Consider the following 21,361-nt stretch of genomic DNA (forward strand, 5'->3'; position numbering starts at 1 on the left):
GCCAAGCGAGCGAGCCCTTCCGGGGGGATCACGCGGTCACGGGGCGGGGCAAGGACCAGTAGGGTTTTACGGCAAGGAGATTGCCGAAGGATTTCATGGAACGCGGCAAAATCGTTCAGTGGGTGCTCATCGGCATCGCTGCCATCCTGTTCTGGCAGTTCGGCGGCAACCTGTTCGGCAAGGGCAACGAAGACGTCCAGCCGAACACGTTCTACGACGCCGATCGGCTGCCGGACGACAAGAGGCAGCCCGAGCAGATTTGCACGATCAACGGTCCGCGCTTCGAGGCGGAGCTGTCTTCGCGCGGCGGCTCGCTGCGCCACCTTCGGCTCACCGATGAAGGCAAGTACTCGAAGGCCGGCAAGCCGATCGATCTCGTCACGACCTCGCAGGAGTGGCGCCAGCCGCTGCGAACGGACGTGCGTTTGCCCGGGGTCGCGAAGCAGCAGACGCCCTACGACAACCTCGACTGGACGCTCGCGGCGCAGGACGGCAAGTCGTGCACGTTCGTCTACGAGGACGCGACCTCGAAGCTCACGAAGGTCGTGCGCGAGACGGGCAAACCCTTCGAACTCGAAATGACGCTCGAGGTGAAGAACCTCTCCGCCGAGCCGCTCAAGCACAGGCTCACGGTGGAGCAGACCTCGTGGCGCACGACCGAGGAGACCAAGGGCAGCCTCGGCCGCATCTCGGAGCAGATGACGGACGTGCTCGCGGCGACGACGGAGAAGGTCGAGCGCTTGCACGCCGACGCGTTCGAGCCGAAGGACTTCAAGGACAAGGAGTTCACGAACGAGCTCTGGCGCCGCAGCCCCGGCGCCGCGAAGTGGGTCGCCGTCAGCAGCGTCTACTTCACGAAGGCCGCGATCCCGGTCGAAGGTCCCGCAGCGTTCGCCGAGACGCAGATCGAAGAGGACTGGAACCGCGCCAAGTACAACGCGGCGGATCGCGAGAAGGACAAGGACACGCACGGCCACGTCTACCGCGCGCGCCTCGCGTACCCCGAGGTCGAGCTCGCGCCGCAGGCGACGCAGACGTACAAGGTCCTGAGCTTCACGGGCCCGAAGGAGCGCGAGGTGCTCGCGGCTGCCGGCCCGGGCATCACTGAGGTGATCGATCTCGGCACGTTCTCACCGATCGCGAAGGTCCTCGTCGGCTACCTGAAGATCCTCCACAAGGCCGTGGGGAGCTGGGGATGGGCGATCGCGCTGCTCACGATCACCGTGCGCACGCTGCTCTTCCCGCTCAGCATCTCGCAGATCAAGAGCAGCGCGGCGATGCGCCGGCTCAAGCCGGAGATGGACGAGCTCAACACTCGTTACAAGGACGACCCCGCGCAGCGCGGCCTCGCGCTCCAGGAGCTCTGGCGCAAACACGGCGTGACGAACCCGGTGCTCGGCTGCATCCCGATGCTGCTCCAGATGCCCGTGTGGTTCGCGCTCTACCAGGCCCTGCAGACGGCGGTCGAACTCTATCACGTGCCCTTTTTGTCGGCCCGGATCATCCCGGATCTCTCGGACAAGGGCGAATACTTCGTCATCCCCGCGATCCTCGGCGCGTCGAGCTTCTTCCAGCAGAAGCTCATGCCGCCGCAGAGCGACCCGATGCAGCAGAAGATGATGCAGTACATGCTGCCGGGCATCTTCGTGGTGATGATGCTCTACCTGCCCGCAGGCCTCGGCGTGTACATGCTGACCAACACGTGGCTCGGCATCGCCCAGCAGGTTGCGGTCGAGCGCTACCTGAGCCGCAAGACGCAGGGCTCCGCCGGCATCGAGGTGCGCGAGAAGCCAGCGAAATCTTCGGGCGACGAAACCAAGTCGGCGCCTGCTCTTGGAAAGGGAAAGGCACGTGTCCGTGGATAATGGAGCTCCCGGGAAGACCAGCGTGAACGCCGAAGGCACCCGGCACGACGACGACGAGCGCGACGAGCGCGCCGCCGAGGCGAAAGCCCCGTTCGAGGAGGATGGTCGCGCCGATCAAGCGCTCGACTTCGTCATCGATACGCTCGCCGCGATGGGCATGGACTGCACCGTGGACCTGCTCGAGAACGAGCCGGAAGATCCGCCCGAGGAGATCCGGCTGGAGATCGAGGGCAGGGACGCCGGCCGCATCATCGGCAAGAAGGGCCAGACGCTCGCCGCGCTGCAGTTCCTCGCCAACCGCGTGATCAACCGGCCCGGCAAGCAGCGCCGCCACGTGATCATCGACGCCGAGGGCTACCGCGCGCGCCGCGAGGAGACGCTCACCTCGATGGCCCGTCGCCTCGGCAAGCAGGCTGTCGAGGAGGGCAAGATCATCACGTTCGAGCCGATGAACCCGCAGGATCGCCGCGTCGTGCACCTCGCGCTCGCGAAGTTTCCCGGCGTCGTCACGAAGAGCGACGGCGAAGGCGACGCGCGCCGCGTGCAGATCATCCCCGTTCGCCGTTGACCGTCCGAAGAGATCGTGCGGGGCGGTGAGTTCGTCGCCCCCGCGATCCACCGTATCCCCACGATCCATGATCGGTTGACAGCGTGGGGACGGTATGCATAATGCCGCTCCCTCGTCGTCTCCGGCAGGCGTGGAGCCGTTTGCCCCAACAGCCGGGACCATCCCCAGTCGAAGGACCGCGACATGCTCACCTCGAACGTACTTGCGAAGATCGAAACCCCGCAGCTCCGCGAGGGGCTCCCGGAGTTCCGGGTCGGCGACACCGTCCGGGTCCACTACCGCATCGTCGAGGGCGAGAAGGAGCGTATCCAGGTCTTCCAGGGCGTCGTGCTGAAGCAACATCGGGCCGGTGCGCGCAGCACCTTCACGGTCCGCAAGGTGAGCTTCAACGTGGGTGTGGAGCGTATCTTCCCGACGCACAGCCCCCGCATCGACAAGATCGAGGTGGTCTCGCGCGGCGTCGTTCGTCGCTCGCGCTTGTTCTACCTCCGCTCGCTGGCCGGCAAGGCCGCCCGCGTGCGCGACGCCAAGGACGGCTGATCCGGAAGGCCCCATCTCGGGGCCTCCCGCCTCCGCTCTCTCCCGCTCTCGTCGAACGCATTGCGAAGGGTGTCCCCGGGCTGATTCAGCCCAGGACACCCTTTCGCATTTCTTCCGCGCACGCACCTCGGTCCCGTGCCATGCCGCGCCGGTACCGTGCTTCTTTCCGCGCGCCTGCGGCACGCCGTCGTCGCGCCGCGTTCCCGCACGAGAGCCCGTCGACGTGCTGCGCTGCGTCGTGCTCCGAGGTGCCTCGTCCACCTCGCCGAGGGTAAAGAGTACTTCTTCTTGATCCTCGGTCCGGCCCACACGGTATGCTGCCGCCGAGGCGGACGAGGTCTTTGGTCCGTCAACACGAGAAGGACACTATGAACTGCCCGCGTTGCGGCGCGCCTGCCACACCCGCCGACAAGTTCTGCGCGATCTGCGCCTCTCCGCTCGGGCCTCCGGGGCCCGGCGCCTTCGGTCCTCCTCCGCCCCCTCCCGCCTTCGGGCAACCGCCGGGCTTCGGGCCTCCGCCGGGGCCGCCGGGCTTTGGGCCGCCTCCCGAGCCGCCGGGCTTCGGACCGCCCCCGCCGGCTCCCCCCGGCTTCGGAGGCGGCTTCGGGCCGCCCCCCGCGCCCACGGCAAACCCCGCTGCGTTCGGGCCTCCGCCGCCTCCTGCGTTTGGCGCACCTCCCGGGCCGGGAGGCTTCGGACCGCCTCCGCCGCCCCCCGCGTTCGGACCGCCTCAGGCGACGCCGGGGGGTGGGTTCGGGCCGCCGCCTGCGCCGCCTGGATTCGGGCCGCCCCCCGAGCCGCCTTCCCCGCCGGCCGGTTTTGGACCGCCGCCCGCGCCGCCCGGATTCGGGCCGCCTCCCGAGCCGCCGGCCGGTTTTGGGCCGCCGCCTGCGCCGCCCGGATTCGGACCGCCGCCTGCGCCGCCTGGATTCGGGCCGCCTCCCGAGCCGCCGCCCACGGGTTATGGGCCGCCTCCGGCCCCGGGTGGATTCGGACCGCCGCCTGCGCCGCCAGGCTTTGGGCCGCCGCCTGCACCGCCAGGCTTCGGGCCGCCGCCTGCGCCGCCAGGCTTCGGGCCGCCTCCGCCAGAGCCCGCCGGTGGGTATCCCCCGCCGCCTGGACCCCGGGCGTTCGCACCGCCGCCGATGCCGGACAAACACGAGGGGTACGCACCGCCGCCGAAGCCCGAAGGTGGCTTCGAGCCGGCGCGGGCACCTGGGCGCGGAAACGCCGCGACGGGGATCCCTGGGAATCCTCCGCCGATGCCCGGTCGGCAAGGAGCCGCGCCGAGCCCCGACGGCCGCCGCGCGCTCGCAGGCTTCCTGGTGAGCTACCAGGAGGATCCGCTCGGTAAGTTCTGGCCGCTCTGGCAGGGCAAGAACGCGGTCGGCCGCGCGGACACGGGTCAGAAGGTCGACGTGGAGATCGCGCACGGCACGACGTCCACGCATCACGCGACGATCGACTGTGAAGGTGGGAGGTTCATCCTGAGTGATCTCGGCTCGACGAACGGCACCTTCCACAACGAAGAAGCCATCGGCTTCAAGGGCAGGCGCGAGCTGCGTGACGGCGACAAGATCCGTTTCGGCGGCTTCAGCGTCATCACCATCATCGTGACGGCTCGGACCTAGGGGTCGCGCGGAGAAGCCCCGTGCGGAACGCCCTTTTCACCCTATCCAGCTCCTCGACGAGATGACGCCCCCGCGCGCTCGCGTCGCCCGAGGCAGCCGTCCCCCGCGCTCATCGCGCAGGGCGGACGTGCTTCCCTGCCTCGACGCGCGAGAGCACGCGGCGGCCACGCTCGCGGACCACGCGCGCGCGCGAAGGTGCTCGTCACCCCGCGCCTGCGCCGGCCCGCCGAGGACCCCCCATGTTGGAGGCTCAAGCATGAACCCGTTGCCCCACGGAGCCGCCCGCGCCGTCCCTCGATCGGCGCGCAAAGCTCCCCTGTTCGCGCTCCCCGCGCTCGCGGCGCTCGCGGCGATCCTCTTCGCCGCCGCGCCCTCCTTCGCTGCTCCGGAGGCCAAGATCCTCCGCATCGATCCGCGCACGAGCACGGTCGACGGCTCGCCCGTGCTCACGACCGTGATCGACCTCGTCCAGAACAAGCGCATGTCGGACGCGACGCGGCCGTGCGCGGCGCTGAACGGCGACGCGTTCTACGACTGCGTGGCGAACGCGGTCGAGCAGCCGAACGCGCTCTACTCGTCGTTCGACTTCCCGGAGAAGAACGCGGTGCTCACCGTCGTCGTCGACGGCTCCGACACCGTGGCCCGGTTCGAGTCGAAGGCGCGCTGGGGTGAGAGCACGAGCCAGCCCGGCGTGGGCACCGCGTGGCTCATCCTCATCGACGCTGCGTCTTCGATGGGCACGCGCTTCGACGAGGCGAAGTCCGTCGCCACCGCGTTCGTCAACGCGATGGGCCCGAACGACATCGTCGACGTGATGTTCTTCAACGACAAGAGCGTCGTCGAAGACTCGAAGTGGGTGAACAACAAGCAGACGGCGCTCCAGACGATCTCGAGCGTCAAGAACACGTTCCCCACGCAAGGCCGCACGCGCCCGCTCTTCAACATCATCAAGACCGCGGCCACCGACGGCTTCAAGGAGCTCGGCAACGTCGGCACGAACGTCGTCGTGCCCATGCACCAAGCCATGGTCGTGCTCTCGAACGGCGCGGCCGGCGCCGATCCGAGCTCGAACTCCGCGGCCTCGAACCTGCTCAAGGACTACCTCACGAAGGGCCGCTTCCCGGAGAACAACGAAGTCCTCCCGAAGACGCCGGTGCCGGTCATCTCGGTCTGGTTCCCGAGCAAGCTCGTCGAGGAGTTCGCCGCGAACTCGCGCGAGTTCATGGAAGGGCTATCGAACCCCGAGATCGGCGGCTTCTACAGCATCCTGCGCGACAGGCAGGAGTCGCGCGCGGTCAACATCGTCAACGCGGTCCGCTCGCGCTTCAACAAGATGCACATCGTCAAGTGGCGCGTCTCGTGTGTCGCGCTGAGCTTGACGCAGACCTTCCGCCTCGCGTTCCTCAACACCGATCCGCTGATCGCCGGCGACGCGACGTTCCAGAACGTGCCCGTCGGCATCGACCCCTCGCAGTGGCCGCTCGACATCGATCGCGAGGCCACCGAGCGCGCCGCGCAGCAGGATCCGGTGCACCCGGGCGGGACCGTGAAGGTCTTCGGTAACTTCTGCTGGGGCGGCAACACGCAGCGGGCCGAGCTCTACATGGTCCCGAAAAACCAGCCCGCGCCCGCCTCGCTCCAGGGCGGCAGCATCGACGACGCGAAGAAGGCGCAGCGCACGCTCATCGAGCAAGGCATGCGCGGCAAGGCCACGACGGCCGGCGAGAGCATGGTCGAGTTCGAAGCTCCGAACACGGACAAGTTCCTCGCCGGCAAGGGCGATCAGATGACCGCGCGCCTGGTCGTCTACGACAACCAGGCCAAGCGCACGAGCGCCATCACCGCCGACAAGATCATCACGGTGAAGGCGAAAGAGGCGCCGCTGCCCTACCTGCTCATCGGCGCCATCACCTTCGGCGGCGTCGTCCTCGTCCTGCTCGTCGTTTCGATCTTCCGCAGCGGCGGCAACAAGCGTCGCACCGGCAACGCCCCCACGACGGCTCCGCGCCCCGGGGGTGGTTCGCCTCCCATGGCGGGCGGCTATGCGCCTGCCGTGCCCATGGGCGGCGGCATGCCCGGCATGGGCGGCCCGGACTTCGGCGGCGGATACGGTCCTCCTCCGATGGGCGGCGGCCCCGTGGGCGGCGCCGCGAACCGCGCGGTGCTCTCCGGCTCGCTCGGCATCTTCACGTTCAACCCAGGCACGGAGATGCGCGTCGGCCGCGACGCCGCGACGTGTCAGATCGTGGTGAACGAGCCGCGCGTCTCCGGCAGCCACGCCGTCGTCAAGTTCGAGAACGGCCAGCTCTTCGTGCGTGACGAGAACTCGAACAACGGTACGAGCATCAACGGAAACCGCATCCCGCCGCTCGTGTGGACGCCCGTCTCGCCCGGCGCGATGCTCCGCTTCGGCCCCATCGAGTTCAACGTCCGTTTCGAGTAGTCTACACTCGAACGATCGTCGTCCCGGCCTCCACCCCCCGGCCCTTCCGCGATGAGCCAACCCCAGGCCCTCGGCACCCGCGTCCGGATCGAGTTCGCCCAGGCCAGCGATCCTGGCCGCGATCCGAACAAGCAGGTCAACGAGGACTCGTGCGGGTACGCCGAGACGCGCTTCGGCCACCTCGTCGTCCTCTGCGACGGCATGGGCGGGCATTACGGAGGCCGGGAGGCGAGCCGCACCGCGATCGCCACGATCTTCGAGGTCATCGATCAAGCACCGCCCGGCGCCACGGCTGCGAACGCGCTCAAGGCTGCGATCGAGGAGGCCGGGCGTCGCGTGTACCAGCTCGGCGGGCCGCCCGAGAACCGCGGGCGGCCCGGCTCGACGGTCGTCACCATGCTTGTCGGTGATCGTGGCCTCGACGTCGCGCACGTCGGCGACAGCCGCGCCTACTGCATCCGCGCGGGCCAGATCTACCCGCTCACGCGCGATCACTCGATGGTGCAGGGCATGATCGACGCCGGCATGCTCACGGAGGCCGAGGCCATCGGGCATCCCGACGCGAACAAGATCACGCGCGCCCTCGGCATGCGCCCCGAGGTCGAGGTCGAGGTTCGCCCCGAGCCGATGGAGATGTTCCCGGGCGACATCCTCCTCCAGTCGAGCGACGGCCTCACCGACCTCGTCCTCGGCGTCGACATCCTCGGCGCCGTGCGCCAGGCCCTCGCGTCGGGCGCGCTCCCGCACGCTTGCAACCAGCTCGTCCACCTCGCGAACGATCGCGGCGGCCACGACAACATCACCGTGCAGATGGTGCGCATCGCGGAGCTCGCGCCGCGCGCGTCGCACACCATCCCGCAGGCGCCCGCGAACGCGCCGGATCCTGCGAGCCCGCGGCCCGCGCCCCCGCAGGAGACGCGGCCGATGACCGCGGTCGATACGGCGAAGGTCGCGACGGGGACGAAGCTCGGCCTGCCCCCGCCCGTGCCGGTCCCCACGTTGCTCTCGCCTGCCGCCTCCTCTGCCGCGCCGACCGCGCCGGATCAAAGCGGCCTGCCCATGCCGCCGCCTTCGCCCTCGTCGCCGGGCTTTGCCCCGGTGCAGCCGACGGCCGTGGATCGCCCTGTCGCGCCCTCGCCCACGATGCCCGAGCAGCCGCGCCTCGCGACGTTCGCGGCCCAGCTCCCCTTGCCGCCGCCCTCGGGGCGTTATGCGCCTCCCCAGGCCACCCAGGTTTCGGGCCAGGGCCCCTCGAAGACGCACCCGCCGGAGGCCCCTTCGCCCGTCCCGTCTGCGCCGATTTCCGTGGCGACCCGCGGGCGTCCTTCCCAGGCGGGCATCGTCTACGTGATCATCGGCATGTCGGCCGTGATCGCCGTGCTGCTCCTCCTGCTCATCTGGGCGCTTTTCCTGCGCTGAACACGGCTGGCGAACGCCGCCCCGGCGCGCCTATCCTGCTTCCGTCACGCGAGGCGCGGCCGTCCCCGTTGCTCTCCGCGGACGTTCGTGGTGAAAGGTAGCCCGCATGGTCCCCGGCTTCGGCAAGCAGACCCTCACGATCGGCAGCGCTCCCACGTGCGACGTCGTCCTCGCGGATCCGAGCGTCGCGCCCGAACACGCGCGCCTCGTCCATCAGGGCGGCGGCAGGCTCGTGTTCATCGGCGGCGGCGCGGCGCCCTCGTTCGCGAACAACCGTCAGCTCGCCCCGGGTGAAGAAGTCCCCTTCGACTTCCGCACCCAGTTCGTCGTCGGCCGCGCGCCCGTCCCGCTCAGCCACCCCGCGATCATCCTCTCGATCATGGCCACGGGCAGCACGCCTGCGCCTGCGGGACAGCTCGTGATCGGCCGGGATCCGGCGCGCGCCTCGCTCGTCCTTCAACACCCGAGCGTGTCGAGCCAACACGCGACGGTGATGCTCGATCGCATGCTCGTCGTCGACAACGGCTCGACGAGCGGCACGTACGTCGGCACCACGAAGATTCAGGCTGCGCAGCCCACGCCGATCGATCCGAGCGGCGTCGTCGCGTTTGGCCCCGTGCCCGTCCCTGTCGAGCTCCTCGCGCGCCTCGCGCAGGCCTCGCGTGGCGGCGTCGCGCCCGTCGCGAGCGGCGCGTATGCGCAGCAGCCGGCGGCGCCCATGCCGCAGACGAACGTCTCGATGCCGCAGCAGGGGTATCCGCCTGCGCAAGCGCAGGGCTACCCGCCTGCGCAGCCGCAGGGATATCCGCCCGTCTCGGGTGCTGCGCCGGCTGCGGGCGCGCCGGGCAAGAAGAACAAGACCGTCCTTGGCCAGCTCGATTTCGCGGGGCCGAGCGGCGGCGGGCAGAAGAGCATCGGCCGCACGGCGGACAACGACATCGTCATTCAGCAGCCGCAGGTCTCGAGCCGCCACGCGCTCGTGCACCAGATCAACGGGCAGCTCTTCGTCGAGGATCGCGGCAGCGCGAACGGCACGTACGTCCGCGGCCAGCGCATCCCGCCGGGCCAGAAGATCGGCATCCAGAGCGGCGAGAAGTTCTTCATCGGCCCGATGCCGCTCCAGATCGAGCTCGGATCTTCGGGCGCGGTCCAGGTCGTCCAGGAGGAGTACTCGGCCGATCGCTGGGCGGGCAAACCTCTCTACGAGATCGAGGCGTGGAGCCTCGTCCTCGAGGTCCCCGATCGCGACAACCCGGCCGAGATGAAGCGCCTGCTCGACGACGTCTCGTTCAAGGCGCTGCCGGGCGACATGATCGCGCTCATGGGCCCGTCGGGCGCGGGCAAGACCACGCTCTTGCTCACGTTGAACGGCTACCTCCCGCCGACGTCGGGCGTCGTCCGCATCAACGGCGAGGACCTCTACAACATCTACGACAACCTGCGCGGCTCGATCGGCTACGTCCCGCAGGACGACCTCGTGCATCCCGAGCTCACGGTCTTCGAGGCCGTGAAGTACAGCGCGAAGTTCCGCCTCCCGCCCGACTACTCCGAGGAGGAGATCGACGCGCGCGTCGAGCAGACGATCAAGGACCTCGGCCTCGAGGGCGTGAAGAACCTCCAGATCGGCAAGCCCGAGAAGAAGATCCTCTCCGGTGGTCAGCGCAAGCGCGTCAACATCGCGCTCGAGCTCGTCACCGACCCCGTCATCCTCTTCCTCGACGAACCCACCTCCGGCCTCGCCGCCGACGACACCACCGCGCTGATCACGCTCTTGCACGACCTCACGAAGGCCACGGGCAAGACGATCATCATGACGATCCATCAGCCGGCGAAGGACGAGTACGAGAAGTTCACGCACACGCTGACCATGGGCTACGGCGGCGTGCCGATGTTCTTCGGCCCCACGCAGGGCGAGTCGTACCGCTTCTTCGGCACGTGGAAGGAGCGCGCCGGCCAGCGCAACGACATCGACAACCCGCGCGACATGTTCGAGATGATCGCCTCGCGCGAGAAGGCGCTCTACGACGCGATGCGCGCGCGCGATCCGAACGTGCCGCGCGGGACCGCGAGGAAAAACGCCGCGCTCGAGTGGCGCCGCGAGTACTTCAGCGATCAGAACCCCACCTACCGGAAGATGTACACGGGCCGGCGCGAGATAGGCGCCGGCCAGGGACAACGCGCGCTCCCCGAACGACGCGCGACCACGAAGGGCCAGCTCGGCCTCCTCGTCTCGCGTTACTTCAAGACGAAGATGCGAGACACCGCCGGCATCGTCATCATGCTCGCGCAGGCGCCGATCATCGGCATCTTGCTCGCGATGGTGTTCGGCTGGCAGGAGAAGGCCGTCCCGGCGTGGTGCCTCGGCGCGCTCCAGGAGCTCGGCAAGAAGTTCGGCGGCAACACGAACACCGGCGACATCTTGAAGGGCATGACGGCCACCGCCGACAACACCGGCGCCATCTTCTTCCTCGTCGTCGCCGCCGTCTGGTTCGGCACCTCCAACGCCGCGCGTGAGATCGTCAGCGAGCGGGCCATCTACATGCGCGAGCGCATGGTCACGCTGGGCCTGCTCAACTACGTCCTCTCGAAGTACATCCTGCTCGCCTTCTTCTGCATCGTGCAGTGCACGATCCTGCTCGCGATCGTGTTCTTCACGCTCGGCTTCCACGGCGGACCGACGGCGTTTTTGCTGCAGCTCGCCTCGCTCGTGGCCACCTCACTCGCGGCCGTCGCGCTCGGGCTCCTCCTCTCGACCGTCGTCACCTCTTCGGAGGCGGCCATGGCCTTGACGCCCATCGCGCTCATCCCCCAAGTCGTCCTCGGGGGCCTCATGGTCCCGATGACGACGGTGCCCCACTTGAAGCCCCTCATGATGATCATGCCGGCCCGCTGGGGCTTCGAGGGCTCCATCGTCCACGAGCGCCTCGCGCTGAAGGAGGATCCCTCGTGGGTCATCGACCTCGGTCGCACCGAGAGCGCGCCTGCCGACTTCATCGAGGCCGGCAAGTTCAAGTGCTCGATCGCGCAGATGGCCTCCGACAACCTCGCCGGCGGCTGGGGCTTCACGAACTACGAGAGCACGTGGCTGCCCTTCGCGGTGCTCGGGGGCTTCACGATCTCCCTCGTCGTCGTCCTTTGCGTCATCTTGAAGCGCCGCGATCCGGTATGACCACGTGAACGTGCTTCCTTACCAGAAGAGCGCCCTCGCCCTCGTCCTCGCGGGGTTCGTCGCCGGGACCTCCTCCTCCCCTGCCCTCGCGCAGACCGCCCCGCCCGGCGACGCGCCTGCCGCGAGCGCGCCCGCCGCGCCCACGGGGGCCGCGATGCCCCGGCCGCTCAACTACCAGCCGCCGGTGTATCCGCCCGAGGCCGAGAAGGCCGGGCTCGAAGCCACCGTCACCCTCCAGCTCGACATCGACAAGACCGGCAAGGTCAAGAACGTCGTCGTCATCGAGCCGGCAGGTCACGGCTTCGACGAGTCGGCCGTCGAGGCCGCGAAGAAGCTCGAGTTCGAGCCTGCACGCAAGGCCGACGGCACGCCCGCGGCCGCACGCATCCTCTACCGCTACTCGTTCGCGCTGAAGAAGGCCGAGCCTCCGCCCGACGCCGGCGCCGGGGACAAACCCTCCGCTGCGCAGACCCGCGAAGCGCTCCGCGGCGTCGTGCTCGCGAGCGGCGGCGACGTCCCGCTCGCCGGTGCCACGGTCCTGCTCAGCGGCCCTTCTGGGCAGAGCGAGGCCACGGTCGACGGCGACGGCAACTTCCGCTTCGACGCGCTCGGACCGGGCAAGTACCGCGTGATCATCACGGCGCCCGGCTACGACGCGCTCGACGTCACCGAGGAGATCGCCGCGGGCGAGGCCATCGAGGTCAAGTACCGCCTCGTCGCCGCGAGTGACGGCCTCGAGGTCGTCGTGCGTGGCGCGCGCGCGCCGCGCGAGGTCACGAAGCGGACGATCGAACAGCGCGAGATGCTCCGTATCCCGGGCACGAACGGCGATGCCCTCCGCGCGCTCCAGAACCTGCCCGGCGTCGCGCGACCGCCTGCCATCGCGGGCATCCTCCTCGTGCGCGGCTCGGCCCCGCAGGACACGCAGACGTTCCTCGACGGCACGCAGATCCCGCTCATCTACCACTTCGGTGGTTTGTCCTCGGTCGTCCCGACCGAGATGATCGAGCGCATCGACTTCTTTCCGGGCAACTTCAGCGCCCAGTATGGCCGCGTCATGGGCGGCATCGTCGACGTCGCGGTCCGCGCGCCCAAGAACGACGGCAAGTACCACGGCATGGCGCAGGCCGACCTCGTCGACGCGCGCTTCATCGCCGAGGGCCCCGTGCCTGGCACGAAGAACAAGGTCCGCTTCATCGCGGGCGCGCGGCGCAGCTACCTCGACGCCACGCTCGGCCTCGCCCTCGACGCGGCCGGCGCGGGGATCACGCAGCTCCCCGTCTACTGGGATTATCAGCTCGGCCTCGAGGCGAACCCCACGCCGAGCTCGAGCGTGCGCCTCACCTTCTTCGGCGCGGACGACTCCATCGCGCTCGTCGCCGATCAGCCTCCGCCCGGCGAGCCTGCGATCAGCGGCAACGCCGGGTTTCACACGGGCTTTCACCGCATCCAGCTCCGCTACGACAACGACATCGACGACAAAAACCGCTTCTCCGCGGTCGCCTCGGTCGGCATCGACCAGCTCGATTTTGCCGTCGGCCCCTTCTTCTTCAACCTCGCGAACTACAGCATCAGCGGGCGCGCCGAGTACACGCGTCGCATCGGCAAAGGCATCACGCTGAACGCCGGCCTCGACGTGTTTTCGAACTACGCCGACGCGAAGTACCGCGGCCCGGCGCCTCCACGCGCGGGCGAGCCCTCCGGCGGCCCCTTCTCCACGCGCCCGCTCATCGAGTCCGAGTTCAGCGGCTGGATCGCCAACCCGGCCGGCTACGTCGAGCTCGAGATCGCGCCTACGGGCCGTGCCAAGCTCGTCCCGGGCATCCGCATCGACGGCTACAACCGCGTGGACGGCGTCGACGTCTCCCCGCGCGTCAATGGCCGCATCGACCTCACCTCCAAGTTCCCGCGCTCGACGCTCAAGGGCGGCGTGGGCGCGTACAGCCAACCGCCGCAGCCGCAGGAGACGATCCCTCCATTCGGCAGCAGCGGCCTGCGCTCGAACCGGGCGATCCATTATGCGATCGGCGCCGAGCAGGAGTTCACGCGCAACATCGAGCTCAGCGCCGAGGGTTTTTACAAGCAGCTCGATCGCCTCGTCTCGCAGCAGCCCTCGGACGTCGGGGGCGGCACCGAACGCGGCAACCTCGGCAAGGGCCGCATTTTCGGCGCTGAATTCCTGCTCAAATACAAGGCCGACGCGAACTTCTTCGGCTGGGTCGCCTACACCCTCTCGCGCAGCCTCCGCACGCCGCTCCCCGGCGCCGAGGAGCAGCCTGTCTCCTTTGACCAGACGCACATCCTCACGGCGCTCGGCAGTTATCGCCTCGGCGGCGGCTGGGAGTTCGGTGCGCGGTTCCGCCTCGTCTCGGGCAACCTCACGACGCCGAACGTCTGCAACTTCGAGCAAGCGGGCTGCATCCCAAATCGCGCGAACGCCATTTACAACGCCGCCGTCGGCACCTACGTGGCGATCCCGTACAGCGGCCCCTTCAGCGAGCGGTTCCCCATGTTCCACCAGCTCGACATCCGCGTCGATCGGCGATTCCGCTTCAAGAGCTGGCAGCTCTCGATCTACCTCGACGTCCAGAACGTCTACAACAGCCAGAACGTCGAGGGGATCGATTACAACTTCAACTACACCGCGCGGCAATACGTGACGGGTGTACCGATCCTGCCAAGCTTCGGTATTCGTGGTGATTTCTAGGCCGATTCGCGAGGAGGGAATGGGATGAAGTACACGCGCTCCTTCCGACGTCACGTGCTCGGGGCGCTCGCGGCCGCGACGCTCGCCGCCCCGATCGCCTCGACGGGCGGCTGCTCGCCTGGCTGGGTGTCGTCGAACCTCGTCAATGGCTTGCGGGTCTTCGCGGTCACGGCGGACAAACCTTACGCGCAACCGGGCGAAGAGGTCCGCTTCGAGATGTCGTTCTACGACGGCTACCCCGACCCCGAGGGCGACGGCCCGCGCCCCGTCCAGATCCTCTGGATCGGCGGCTGCTACAACCCGCCGGGCGACCTCTATTATGGCTGCTTCCCGCAGCTCTTGAAGACGTTCCAGAGCCTCGGCGAGAGCGGCGGCAACCTCCCGCCCGGCCTCATCGGCTTCGGCCCGACGTTCACGACCACCATTCCCGAGGACATCCTCGCCCAGCGCCCGGCGCCCGACGGCGGCTCGAAATACGGCCTGCAATTCGTGTTTTTCTTCGCCTGCGCCGGCGAGATCAAGCCGATCGAGCTCGACCCTTCGGGCAAGGCGGGCTTCTTCCCGTTCGGCTGCTTCGACGCCGAGGGCAATCGCCTCGCCGCCGACAGCTTCGTCCCCGGGTTCTCGCAGATTTACACATTCGAGGACGGCCGGACGAACCAGAACCCGCCCGTCGCCGGCATGACGCTCGACGGCGAGCCCATCTCCGAGGATTTCAGCGAGGCGCCGACCATCAAGGCTTGCCCCTCCACGGTCGACGAGCGCCGGGCCGTCGGTTGCTTCGCGGGCGACCCCTACGAGAATTGCCCCGAGCACGAGATCGACCTCATCGTCGAGCCCACGATCGCCGAGATCGATCCGGGCGAAATGGTCGGCGGCGAGCAGATTTACGAGGCGGTCTGGGTCGACTGGCTGGTTGAAGCGGGCGATCTCACGGGCGGCGGCATCTCGCTCATCAGCGGCGTCACCGAGGGCTACAAGGACGAGCACAGCACGAAATGGATCCCGCCGGACGAGCCCGGCCTTTATCAGATTTGGGGCGTCGTTCGCGACACGCGTGGTGGCTCGACCTACGTGCAGCGCTATATCCGAGTGGAGTGATCATGACCCAGGAACCGACGATCGCCTCCTCCGAATCGAAGGCCCGGACCTGCGCCTGCGGCCACGGCCGCGAGCACCACCTGGTCAGCCCCGAGGGGGTTTACACCCTGTCCGGATATCTCCGCCTCTTCTTCGGCATCTCTGCGCGGCCTACCAAAGTGAAATACCGCTGTCGCCGTTGCAATGAGGTATTCTCCGTGACGACGGATCCAGCCATCCTCGATCAACATTACTGATTCCCGTCCGAACGGCGCATTTTTCCTTGACGCCGGATCCTATGCGGCGAGAGGATCGTGCGTATGCAACGGTTTTCGCGTTATGCGCCGCTGGAGCTCAAGGCCCACCCCGATCCCGGGACGGAGGACCGCTCCGGACCGACGCTGACGTTGGGGAGCCTGTTTACCATGCTCGTGACCGTCGGCGGGGAGGACGTCCCGCCGGAATACGTCGCGGCGTGCCGCGACATCGACCCTGCGGCCTGGTATCTCGGCCAGGACCTCGAGACGATCCTCAACAAGCTCGAAGACCGGGATCCTGCGCTCCCGGAGCTCATCGGCCGGAGCATCTATTTCATGTTCCGCACCCAGCTCCACGGCCTCGGGATCAAGACCACGACCGATTTCATGGTCCAGCTCCCGATCATGTGGACCTTCGCCACCCGGGGCGAGAGCGGCACGTGGCGCGCCACGATGATGGGCGCGCGGCACGCGATCGTCGAGTCGCATCAGCCCTTCAATTGCCACTTCGAGGCCGGCGGGCTGCGCGGGTTCATCGAGGCGCTCGACGGATACGACGTGGAGATCATCCATTCGACGTGCATTCGAAAGGGGGCCCCTTTCTGCACGTTCGACACGCGATGGCAGGAATGAGCGCCATCCGATGAGCGAAAAGGCAGCGCCCGAACGAGAAAAGTCGACGCTCGCCGCGCGGCTCCTCGACGAGGAGATGGAGCTGCTCCGCTGGATTGGCGCGCGGATGAGCCGCGTCCTGCTCGGTCGATACGAGGAGCTGCCCTTCATCGAGCGCACGGACGAGCTCGGAATCGTGGCGAACATGGTGGCCCGCGTGGCGCGGGAGCTGCGCCGGGGCCGGGAGCGGGACGAGGCGCGGCGCAAGGAGCTCGAAGCGCGCGTGAAGGAGCTGGAGGAGGCGCGCGCGGAGCAGGAGCGGCTGCTCGCGGCGGTGCGTGAGCTCTCCGCGCCTGTCCTCGAGGTGTATCGCGGCGTCTTGCTCGTTCCGATGGCCGGGGCGCTCGACGCCTCGATGCTCGCGCAGGCCGAGGGACGCGTGCTCGCGCAGGTCTCCGCGGCGGGCGCGCGCACGGTGATTCTCGACATCACGGGGGCCACGGCGATTGATCCCGTCGTGGCCGAGGGCCTCGTGCGCATCGCGCGGGCGCTCTCCTTGCTCGGGGCGCGCGTCGTGCTTTGCGGCGTCTCGGCGGCGGCGGCCCGTACGGCCGTGGAGCAGGGGCTCGATTTCGCGCCGGCGATCCTGCGCGCCGACCTCGGCAGCGCGCTCGAAATGGCCATTGGGGCCGAGCTCCGCCGGACGCGCAGGATCTAGCGCAAACGGTCCCGGACTTCCCCGGACAAACCAACCGACCGACCCGGGACGAGGGCTCGAATCGACAGGGCGGCCGCTCGACGTCCCAGGGAACGCACCCCAGAGAACGCGTGTGGAAGGTGGCGTGGGGGAAAACGACGGGCGGACGGGCCGCTCGCGTGGACGCCTCGCCGAACGACCTTCAACTCGAAAGGGAATGCGTCATGGCACAGCAAGAGCAGAAAAAGGGCCAAATGACGGTCGAGGAGGCGGGGCGCAAGGGCGGCGAGACCGTCCGTGACGAGCGCGGCTCCGAGTTCTACTCCGAGATCGGCCACAAGGGCGGCCAGCGCGTGCGCGAGCTCATCGAGGAAGGCAAGCAGTCCGAAGAGGGAGGCAGCAGCGGCGGCAGCTCGAACAAGCGGTGAATTCGGTCGCGCTGACACGGCCAGGCGAACCGCGGCCGCGGCGAGGGCGCGAAACGTGCCCGGCCGCGGCCCTTTTTCATTTCAGGGCTCGTCGTCGTCCAGGGTAAGCAGATATCGCTCGACGTCGTCGAGATCGGCGTCGCTGAGGTGGCTCGTCTTGCCGTGCTGATCCGCGGCATTCCGATCGCGGAGCACGGCGCGCAGCGTGGGGGCGGAGCCGTCGTGCAAATAGGGCGCGCTCTTCCAGAGCCCGCGCAGCGTGGGCGTGTCGAGCCCTGGGAGGGGGCCGCCGAGCCTCGACCCGGAGCCGGGACCGAGCGTCCCGACGTCGTGGAGCACGTAGTTCTTGTCGGCCGCGAGCGCGCTGTCCGTGAAGCGCGGCGGCGCGTGGCACGTCGAGCACCCGGCCTCGGCCGAAAAGAAGATGTCCTTGCCCTTCTGGCGTGAAGAAAGCGCGGCGGGGTCGTTCGAGCGGTATGGGCTCTTGCCGAACGCGCCGAGTGAGGCGACGTAGGTGGCGAGCGCGTCGAGCTCCGGGGACAAACCGTCCTTCGGGGCGCCGAGCGTCTGGTCGATCATCCCGGAATGGAAGATGTCGTCCGGCAGAAATCCCGTCCCGCCCATGGGGCCGCGGATGTCGTGCTCGAAGTCTTGCACCTCGTCGAAATTGGCGCTCCAGTGCAGGGGCCCGTGCGCCGTGCCGGCCCGCCCGGCGAGCGGGATCGTATTGCGCAGGCCCTCGCCTCGCTGGGTGAAATCCCATACGAGGTTATCCCCTTCCCCGTCGAGGTGGCACGTGGCGCAGGACATGTAGCTCGTGCGGCTCATGCGGGGATCGCGGCTGCTGTAGAAGATCTGTTTGCCCCGTAAAACGTCGTCGGACAGCGGCTCGCTGAGCCCCGTGGCGAGCGTGCCGAGCGGGACGGGCGGGCTCGACAGATCGCTCACGTCGTAGACGCGCACCTCGCGCGAGAGCGACGCGTGCACCCATAACCTCTTGCCGTCCTCGCTCAGGGCGAGCCCGTCGGGAGCGTGGCCGACGTCGTCAATCGAGCCGGCGACGTCGAAGCTCACGGCGTCGCGCACCTCGACCCGCTCGGCGCCCTGGATCGCCACGTAGATCACGTCGCCCTCGGGGGAAAAGACGGCCGCCGACGCGAAATCGAGATCGTCGAACGCATACCGCCCGGCTTTGCGCTCGAACGGTGTCTCCGTGGGCCCGCCGAGCTCGATCTCCGTGAGGATCGCGCGCGCTGTCGTCTCGAAGCTCAGTGGTTTGCCCGTCCTGTACATTCCCGTCACGGTGTTCGCGCGGAGCGAGGGGACGAGGGCGCGGCCGCCGTCGGGCGAGGGGACGACCTGGTTCAAAAAGCTCGGCACGCCGCTGTTGTTCGTGTCGCTGTCGAGCCCTGTGTCGGGCGGAAGCAGGAGCGGCTCGCCCGCCGCGAGCGCCGCGGGGTTCGTCGCGTCGATCACGGCCACGTTCGCGCCCTCGGCCAGCGCGCGCCAGCGCGTGACGAGCACCGTCCCGTCCGCGATGGCCGCGACGCCGCGTACGTCCGGAAAAACGGAAATCCTCGAAAGGACCTGGTTCCCCTCGGCACGGACGGCGGCGAGCTCGCCCGTGCCGGAGAGCGTCACGAAAAACACGCCCTCGCTCCGCGGATCGGCGACGACGCCGAAGGGCGCGCTGCCCGGGCCGAAGTCGATCTTCCCGCTCGTCGCTTGTTGGTCGAGGTCGTAGAAGACGACCGTGCCATCGTCCTGACAAGCCGCCGCGAGGGTCGCGCCTGAGATTGCGAGTGTGCGCGGCGCGGCGCAGCTCACCAGCGGCATCGGGGGGACGGGCGGCAGCTCCCGTTCGAGCCGCGCGACGTGACCGTGATCGGTGTTCGCGACCCAGAGGGCGCTGTGCTTGGCGTCGAGGACGATCGTGCTCGACGCATTCGGCCGGATCGCCATGGGCTTTTGCACCACGGCCACGCCGCGCGTGACGACGAGCTTTTGCCCCTCGGAGATCGCGGTCGCGCCGACGAGCCGGCGGCCGGGCGTCGTATACACGTGACAAACCTTCGTAAACAGGACGGCCGGGGGAACGGCCGTCCCGTCACCGAGGTTCCAGGCGACCTGGGCGTTCGGCCCGCCCTTCACGATGAGCGAAAAACAAGTGTTCTCGCCGATGTAGGCGACCGCGGGGCCCTCGATCGCGCTCAGGGCGAACGGCTCGGGCGTCGGGGGTTTTTCCGAGGTCCCGTCGCCACAAGACGCGAGGGCTGCCCCTGCGAGGAAAATCGCGAGGGGAATCCCGGCACGCGCGTATCTCATTCCTCCTCCTCCTCCGAGTAGGGCGGCGGCGGTGGCGGGAGGGCGCAAGGGCCGGTCTTGAACGTCGAGCGGAATTCAGTCTGCGTGGGATTGCCGTTGAAATCGACGACCCCGCCGGCGGGGACGACGACCTCGTATTCGGTGTCGGGCTCGAGCGGCGAGGCGGGCCAGAAATTCACGATGCCCTCCTGCCCCGAATACTGGCCCTGGATGGGCTCGGTCGTGCCGACCTTGCGGACGAGGAACGAGCCCTCCCATAACGATCCGATATCGACGAACTCGCCGAACGTGAGGCCGATCCGGGTCGTGAGCGGCTGCGCCGTGGCGCCGTCGCGCGGGTTCACCATGGTCACCTCGGGCCCGCGCGTGTCAGGGGCTTCGAGGAACGGCGCGACGGCGCTGCCCTGGTCCTCCTCGGCCTTGTCGTCGACGCTGAGGACCACGACGTTGCCGATCGGAATGATCGTATCGAGGTCGCCCGTGAGGTTGAAGCGGCGGAGGAGCGAGGGGTTCGTCGGATCGGAGACGTCGACGGCCTCGGCGAAATGGCTCTCGCCGATGAACGCCACGTTCTCCTTGAGGAAGACGTATCCGCCGTTCCCGTCGGGCGCGTGGTAATCGCCGAGGTACCTGGGCGCCTCGGGGTTCGCGATGTCGTAAATGATGACGCCGCCGCCCATGGATTTGCGGGCATACCAGGTCTTGTCACCGTTCAAATGGGCGTGATAGGCCTCCTGCCGGACGCCCGCGCCGTCCTGGATCTCGAACGTACCGCCCGGGATGGGCGTGGGCCGCGCCGGGTCGCCGATGTCGAGCAGCACCGTACGCGAGCCCTCGGCGGCCATGACCGCGAGCAGGTTGCCCACGGCGAAGATCGCGCCGGCGCGCAGCGGCGGATCGATTTTGAACTTCGTGATGGGGACGGGTTTGGCTGGGTCACTCGCGTCCACGACGAAGATGCCATTGTCGGCTGCAGCGACGTAGACGTACGGGGCTTGCCAGAAGACCGAGAGGACGACACGCGCGTACGCGTCGGGCCAGAAGACGCCCTTGAACGAGAGATCACTCGTGACCACGGGCGCGGCGGGGTTCGCGAGATCCCAGAACTGAATGCCGTTCACGCCATTGACGACGGCCTTCCAGCCGTTCATCCGGGCAAACCCCGCGGCGTGGGTCTCGCGCATGAGCGGCGAGAAGCTCGTGCCGACTTGCGCGGGCGTGCAGGGGTCGTCGAACCGATACGTGGAGAGGCCGCCGCCGCCCCACTCGGGCGCCCACGGCATGACGAGGTAACCGTCGAGCATGGTGACGGTGTTGTGGTGATCCGTGTCGTCCTCGGGGCCGCCGTCGAGGAACGCGCAATTGACCCCGAGGACGTCCGTCGAATACGTCTTCGCCGGGCCGCCCGGCCCTTGCCAGGCGAGAGGGCTCGCCGGGCTCGCCGGGAACGGCATCGTGGCAGGCGCCGCGCAAACGAGCCCCTCGTTCTCTATCGGCTCGACCCCGCCGCACCCGGCGAGCGCCATCCCGCCGAGCACGGGCAAGACACGGCGGGACCATTCGATGACATCGTATTTTTGCATCCCTCTGCCTCCGAAGCTCCCCCGGGGAGAACATCGG

15 protein-coding genes are annotated in these 21,361 nt (G+C 68.6%); 13 read left to right on the forward strand and 2 right to left on the reverse strand.

The window, feature by feature from the left end; translation table 11 throughout:
- Window positions 1-95: 95 nt before the first annotated feature.
- From yidC to QHF89_RS23105, 13 genes are all read left to right on the forward strand, one after another.
- The gene (gene yidC, locus QHF89_RS23045) at window positions 96-1,865 is read left to right on the forward strand and encodes a membrane protein insertase YidC (RefSeq protein ID WP_136968149.1); all 1,770 of its coding nucleotides are present in this window, start codon (window positions 96-98) and stop codon (window positions 1,863-1,865) included.
- Between the two features lie 22 nt (window positions 1,866-1,887).
- A complete protein-coding gene (locus tag QHF89_RS23050) occupies window positions 1,888-2,433 on the forward strand; it encodes a Jag family protein (protein ID WP_271917597.1) in 546 nt (181 codons plus the stop codon).
- Between the two features lie 183 nt (window positions 2,434-2,616).
- Window positions 2,617-2,973, forward strand: a complete 357-nt coding sequence (rplS, locus tag QHF89_RS23055) for a 50S ribosomal protein L19 (protein ID WP_136930103.1) — start codon at window positions 2,617-2,619, stop codon at window positions 2,971-2,973.
- A 368-nt stretch (window positions 2,974-3,341) separates the two neighbouring features.
- On the forward strand, window positions 3,342-4,604 hold the full coding sequence (locus tag QHF89_RS23060; RefSeq protein WP_136968148.1) for an FHA domain-containing protein: 1,263 nt from the start codon (window positions 3,342-3,344) through the stop codon (window positions 4,602-4,604).
- A 256-nt stretch (window positions 4,605-4,860) separates the two neighbouring features.
- Entirely contained in the window at window positions 4,861-7,047 is a 2,187-nt protein-coding gene (locus QHF89_RS23065; protein ID WP_136968147.1) for an FHA domain-containing protein, read from the forward strand.
- 51 nt (window positions 7,048-7,098) lie between these two features.
- Window positions 7,099-8,466: a PP2C family protein-serine/threonine phosphatase gene (locus tag QHF89_RS23070; RefSeq protein ID WP_284720837.1), complete on the forward strand. Its 1,368-nt coding sequence runs from the start codon at window positions 7,099-7,101 to the stop codon at window positions 8,464-8,466.
- Between the two features lie 106 nt (window positions 8,467-8,572).
- Window positions 8,573-11,635, forward strand: a complete 3,063-nt coding sequence (locus tag QHF89_RS23075; RefSeq protein WP_136968146.1) for an FHA domain-containing protein — start codon at window positions 8,573-8,575, stop codon at window positions 11,633-11,635.
- Window positions 11,636-11,639: 4 nt separating this feature from the next.
- The gene (locus tag QHF89_RS23080) at window positions 11,640-14,342 is read left to right on the forward strand and encodes a TonB-dependent receptor domain-containing protein (protein ID WP_284720838.1); all 2,703 of its coding nucleotides are present in this window, start codon (window positions 11,640-11,642) and stop codon (window positions 14,340-14,342) included.
- A gap of 24 nt (window positions 14,343-14,366) precedes the next feature.
- On the forward strand, window positions 14,367-15,443 hold the full coding sequence (locus tag QHF89_RS23085; RefSeq protein ID WP_136968145.1) for a hypothetical protein: 1,077 nt from the start codon (window positions 14,367-14,369) through the stop codon (window positions 15,441-15,443).
- Between the two features lie 2 nt (window positions 15,444-15,445).
- Window positions 15,446-15,679: a hypothetical protein gene (locus QHF89_RS23090; protein WP_136930097.1), complete on the forward strand. Its 234-nt coding sequence runs from the start codon at window positions 15,446-15,448 to the stop codon at window positions 15,677-15,679.
- A 63-nt stretch (window positions 15,680-15,742) separates the two neighbouring features.
- A complete protein-coding gene (locus QHF89_RS23095; RefSeq protein WP_136968144.1) occupies window positions 15,743-16,312 on the forward strand; it encodes a hypothetical protein in 570 nt (189 codons plus the stop codon).
- 10 nt (window positions 16,313-16,322) lie between these two features.
- Window positions 16,323-17,009 (forward strand): STAS domain-containing protein, encoded by a 687-nt coding sequence (locus tag QHF89_RS23100; RefSeq protein WP_136968143.1) that lies wholly within the window; start codon window positions 16,323-16,325, stop codon window positions 17,007-17,009.
- A 203-nt stretch (window positions 17,010-17,212) separates the two neighbouring features.
- Window positions 17,213-17,416 carry a KGG domain-containing protein gene (locus tag QHF89_RS23105; RefSeq protein ID WP_136968142.1) on the forward strand — a complete coding sequence of 68 codons (204 nt, stop codon included), beginning with the start codon at window positions 17,213-17,215 and terminating at the stop codon, window positions 17,414-17,416.
- A gap of 81 nt (window positions 17,417-17,497) precedes the next feature.
- On the opposite strand, the gene QHF89_RS23110 is transcribed toward QHF89_RS23105, so the two are convergent.
- Together QHF89_RS23110 and QHF89_RS23115 are read right to left on the reverse strand one after the other, a co-directional pair.
- Entirely contained in the window at window positions 17,498-19,741 is a 2,244-nt protein-coding gene (locus QHF89_RS23110) for a c-type cytochrome (protein ID WP_136968141.1), read from the reverse strand.
- Window positions 19,738-21,324 carry an Ig-like domain-containing protein gene (locus QHF89_RS23115; RefSeq protein ID WP_136968140.1) on the reverse strand — a complete coding sequence of 529 codons (1,587 nt, stop codon included), beginning with the start codon at window positions 21,322-21,324 and terminating at the stop codon, window positions 19,738-19,740. Before QHF89_RS23115 ends, QHF89_RS23110 begins: the two co-directional genes overlap by 4 nt.
- Between the last annotated feature and the right edge of the window lie 37 nt (window positions 21,325-21,361).

The sequence above is a fragment of the Polyangium sorediatum genome (assembly GCF_029946465.1).
In the GTDB taxonomy this organism is placed as follows: Bacteria; Myxococcota_A; Polyangia; order Polyangiales; family Polyangiaceae; genus Polyangium; species Polyangium fumosum.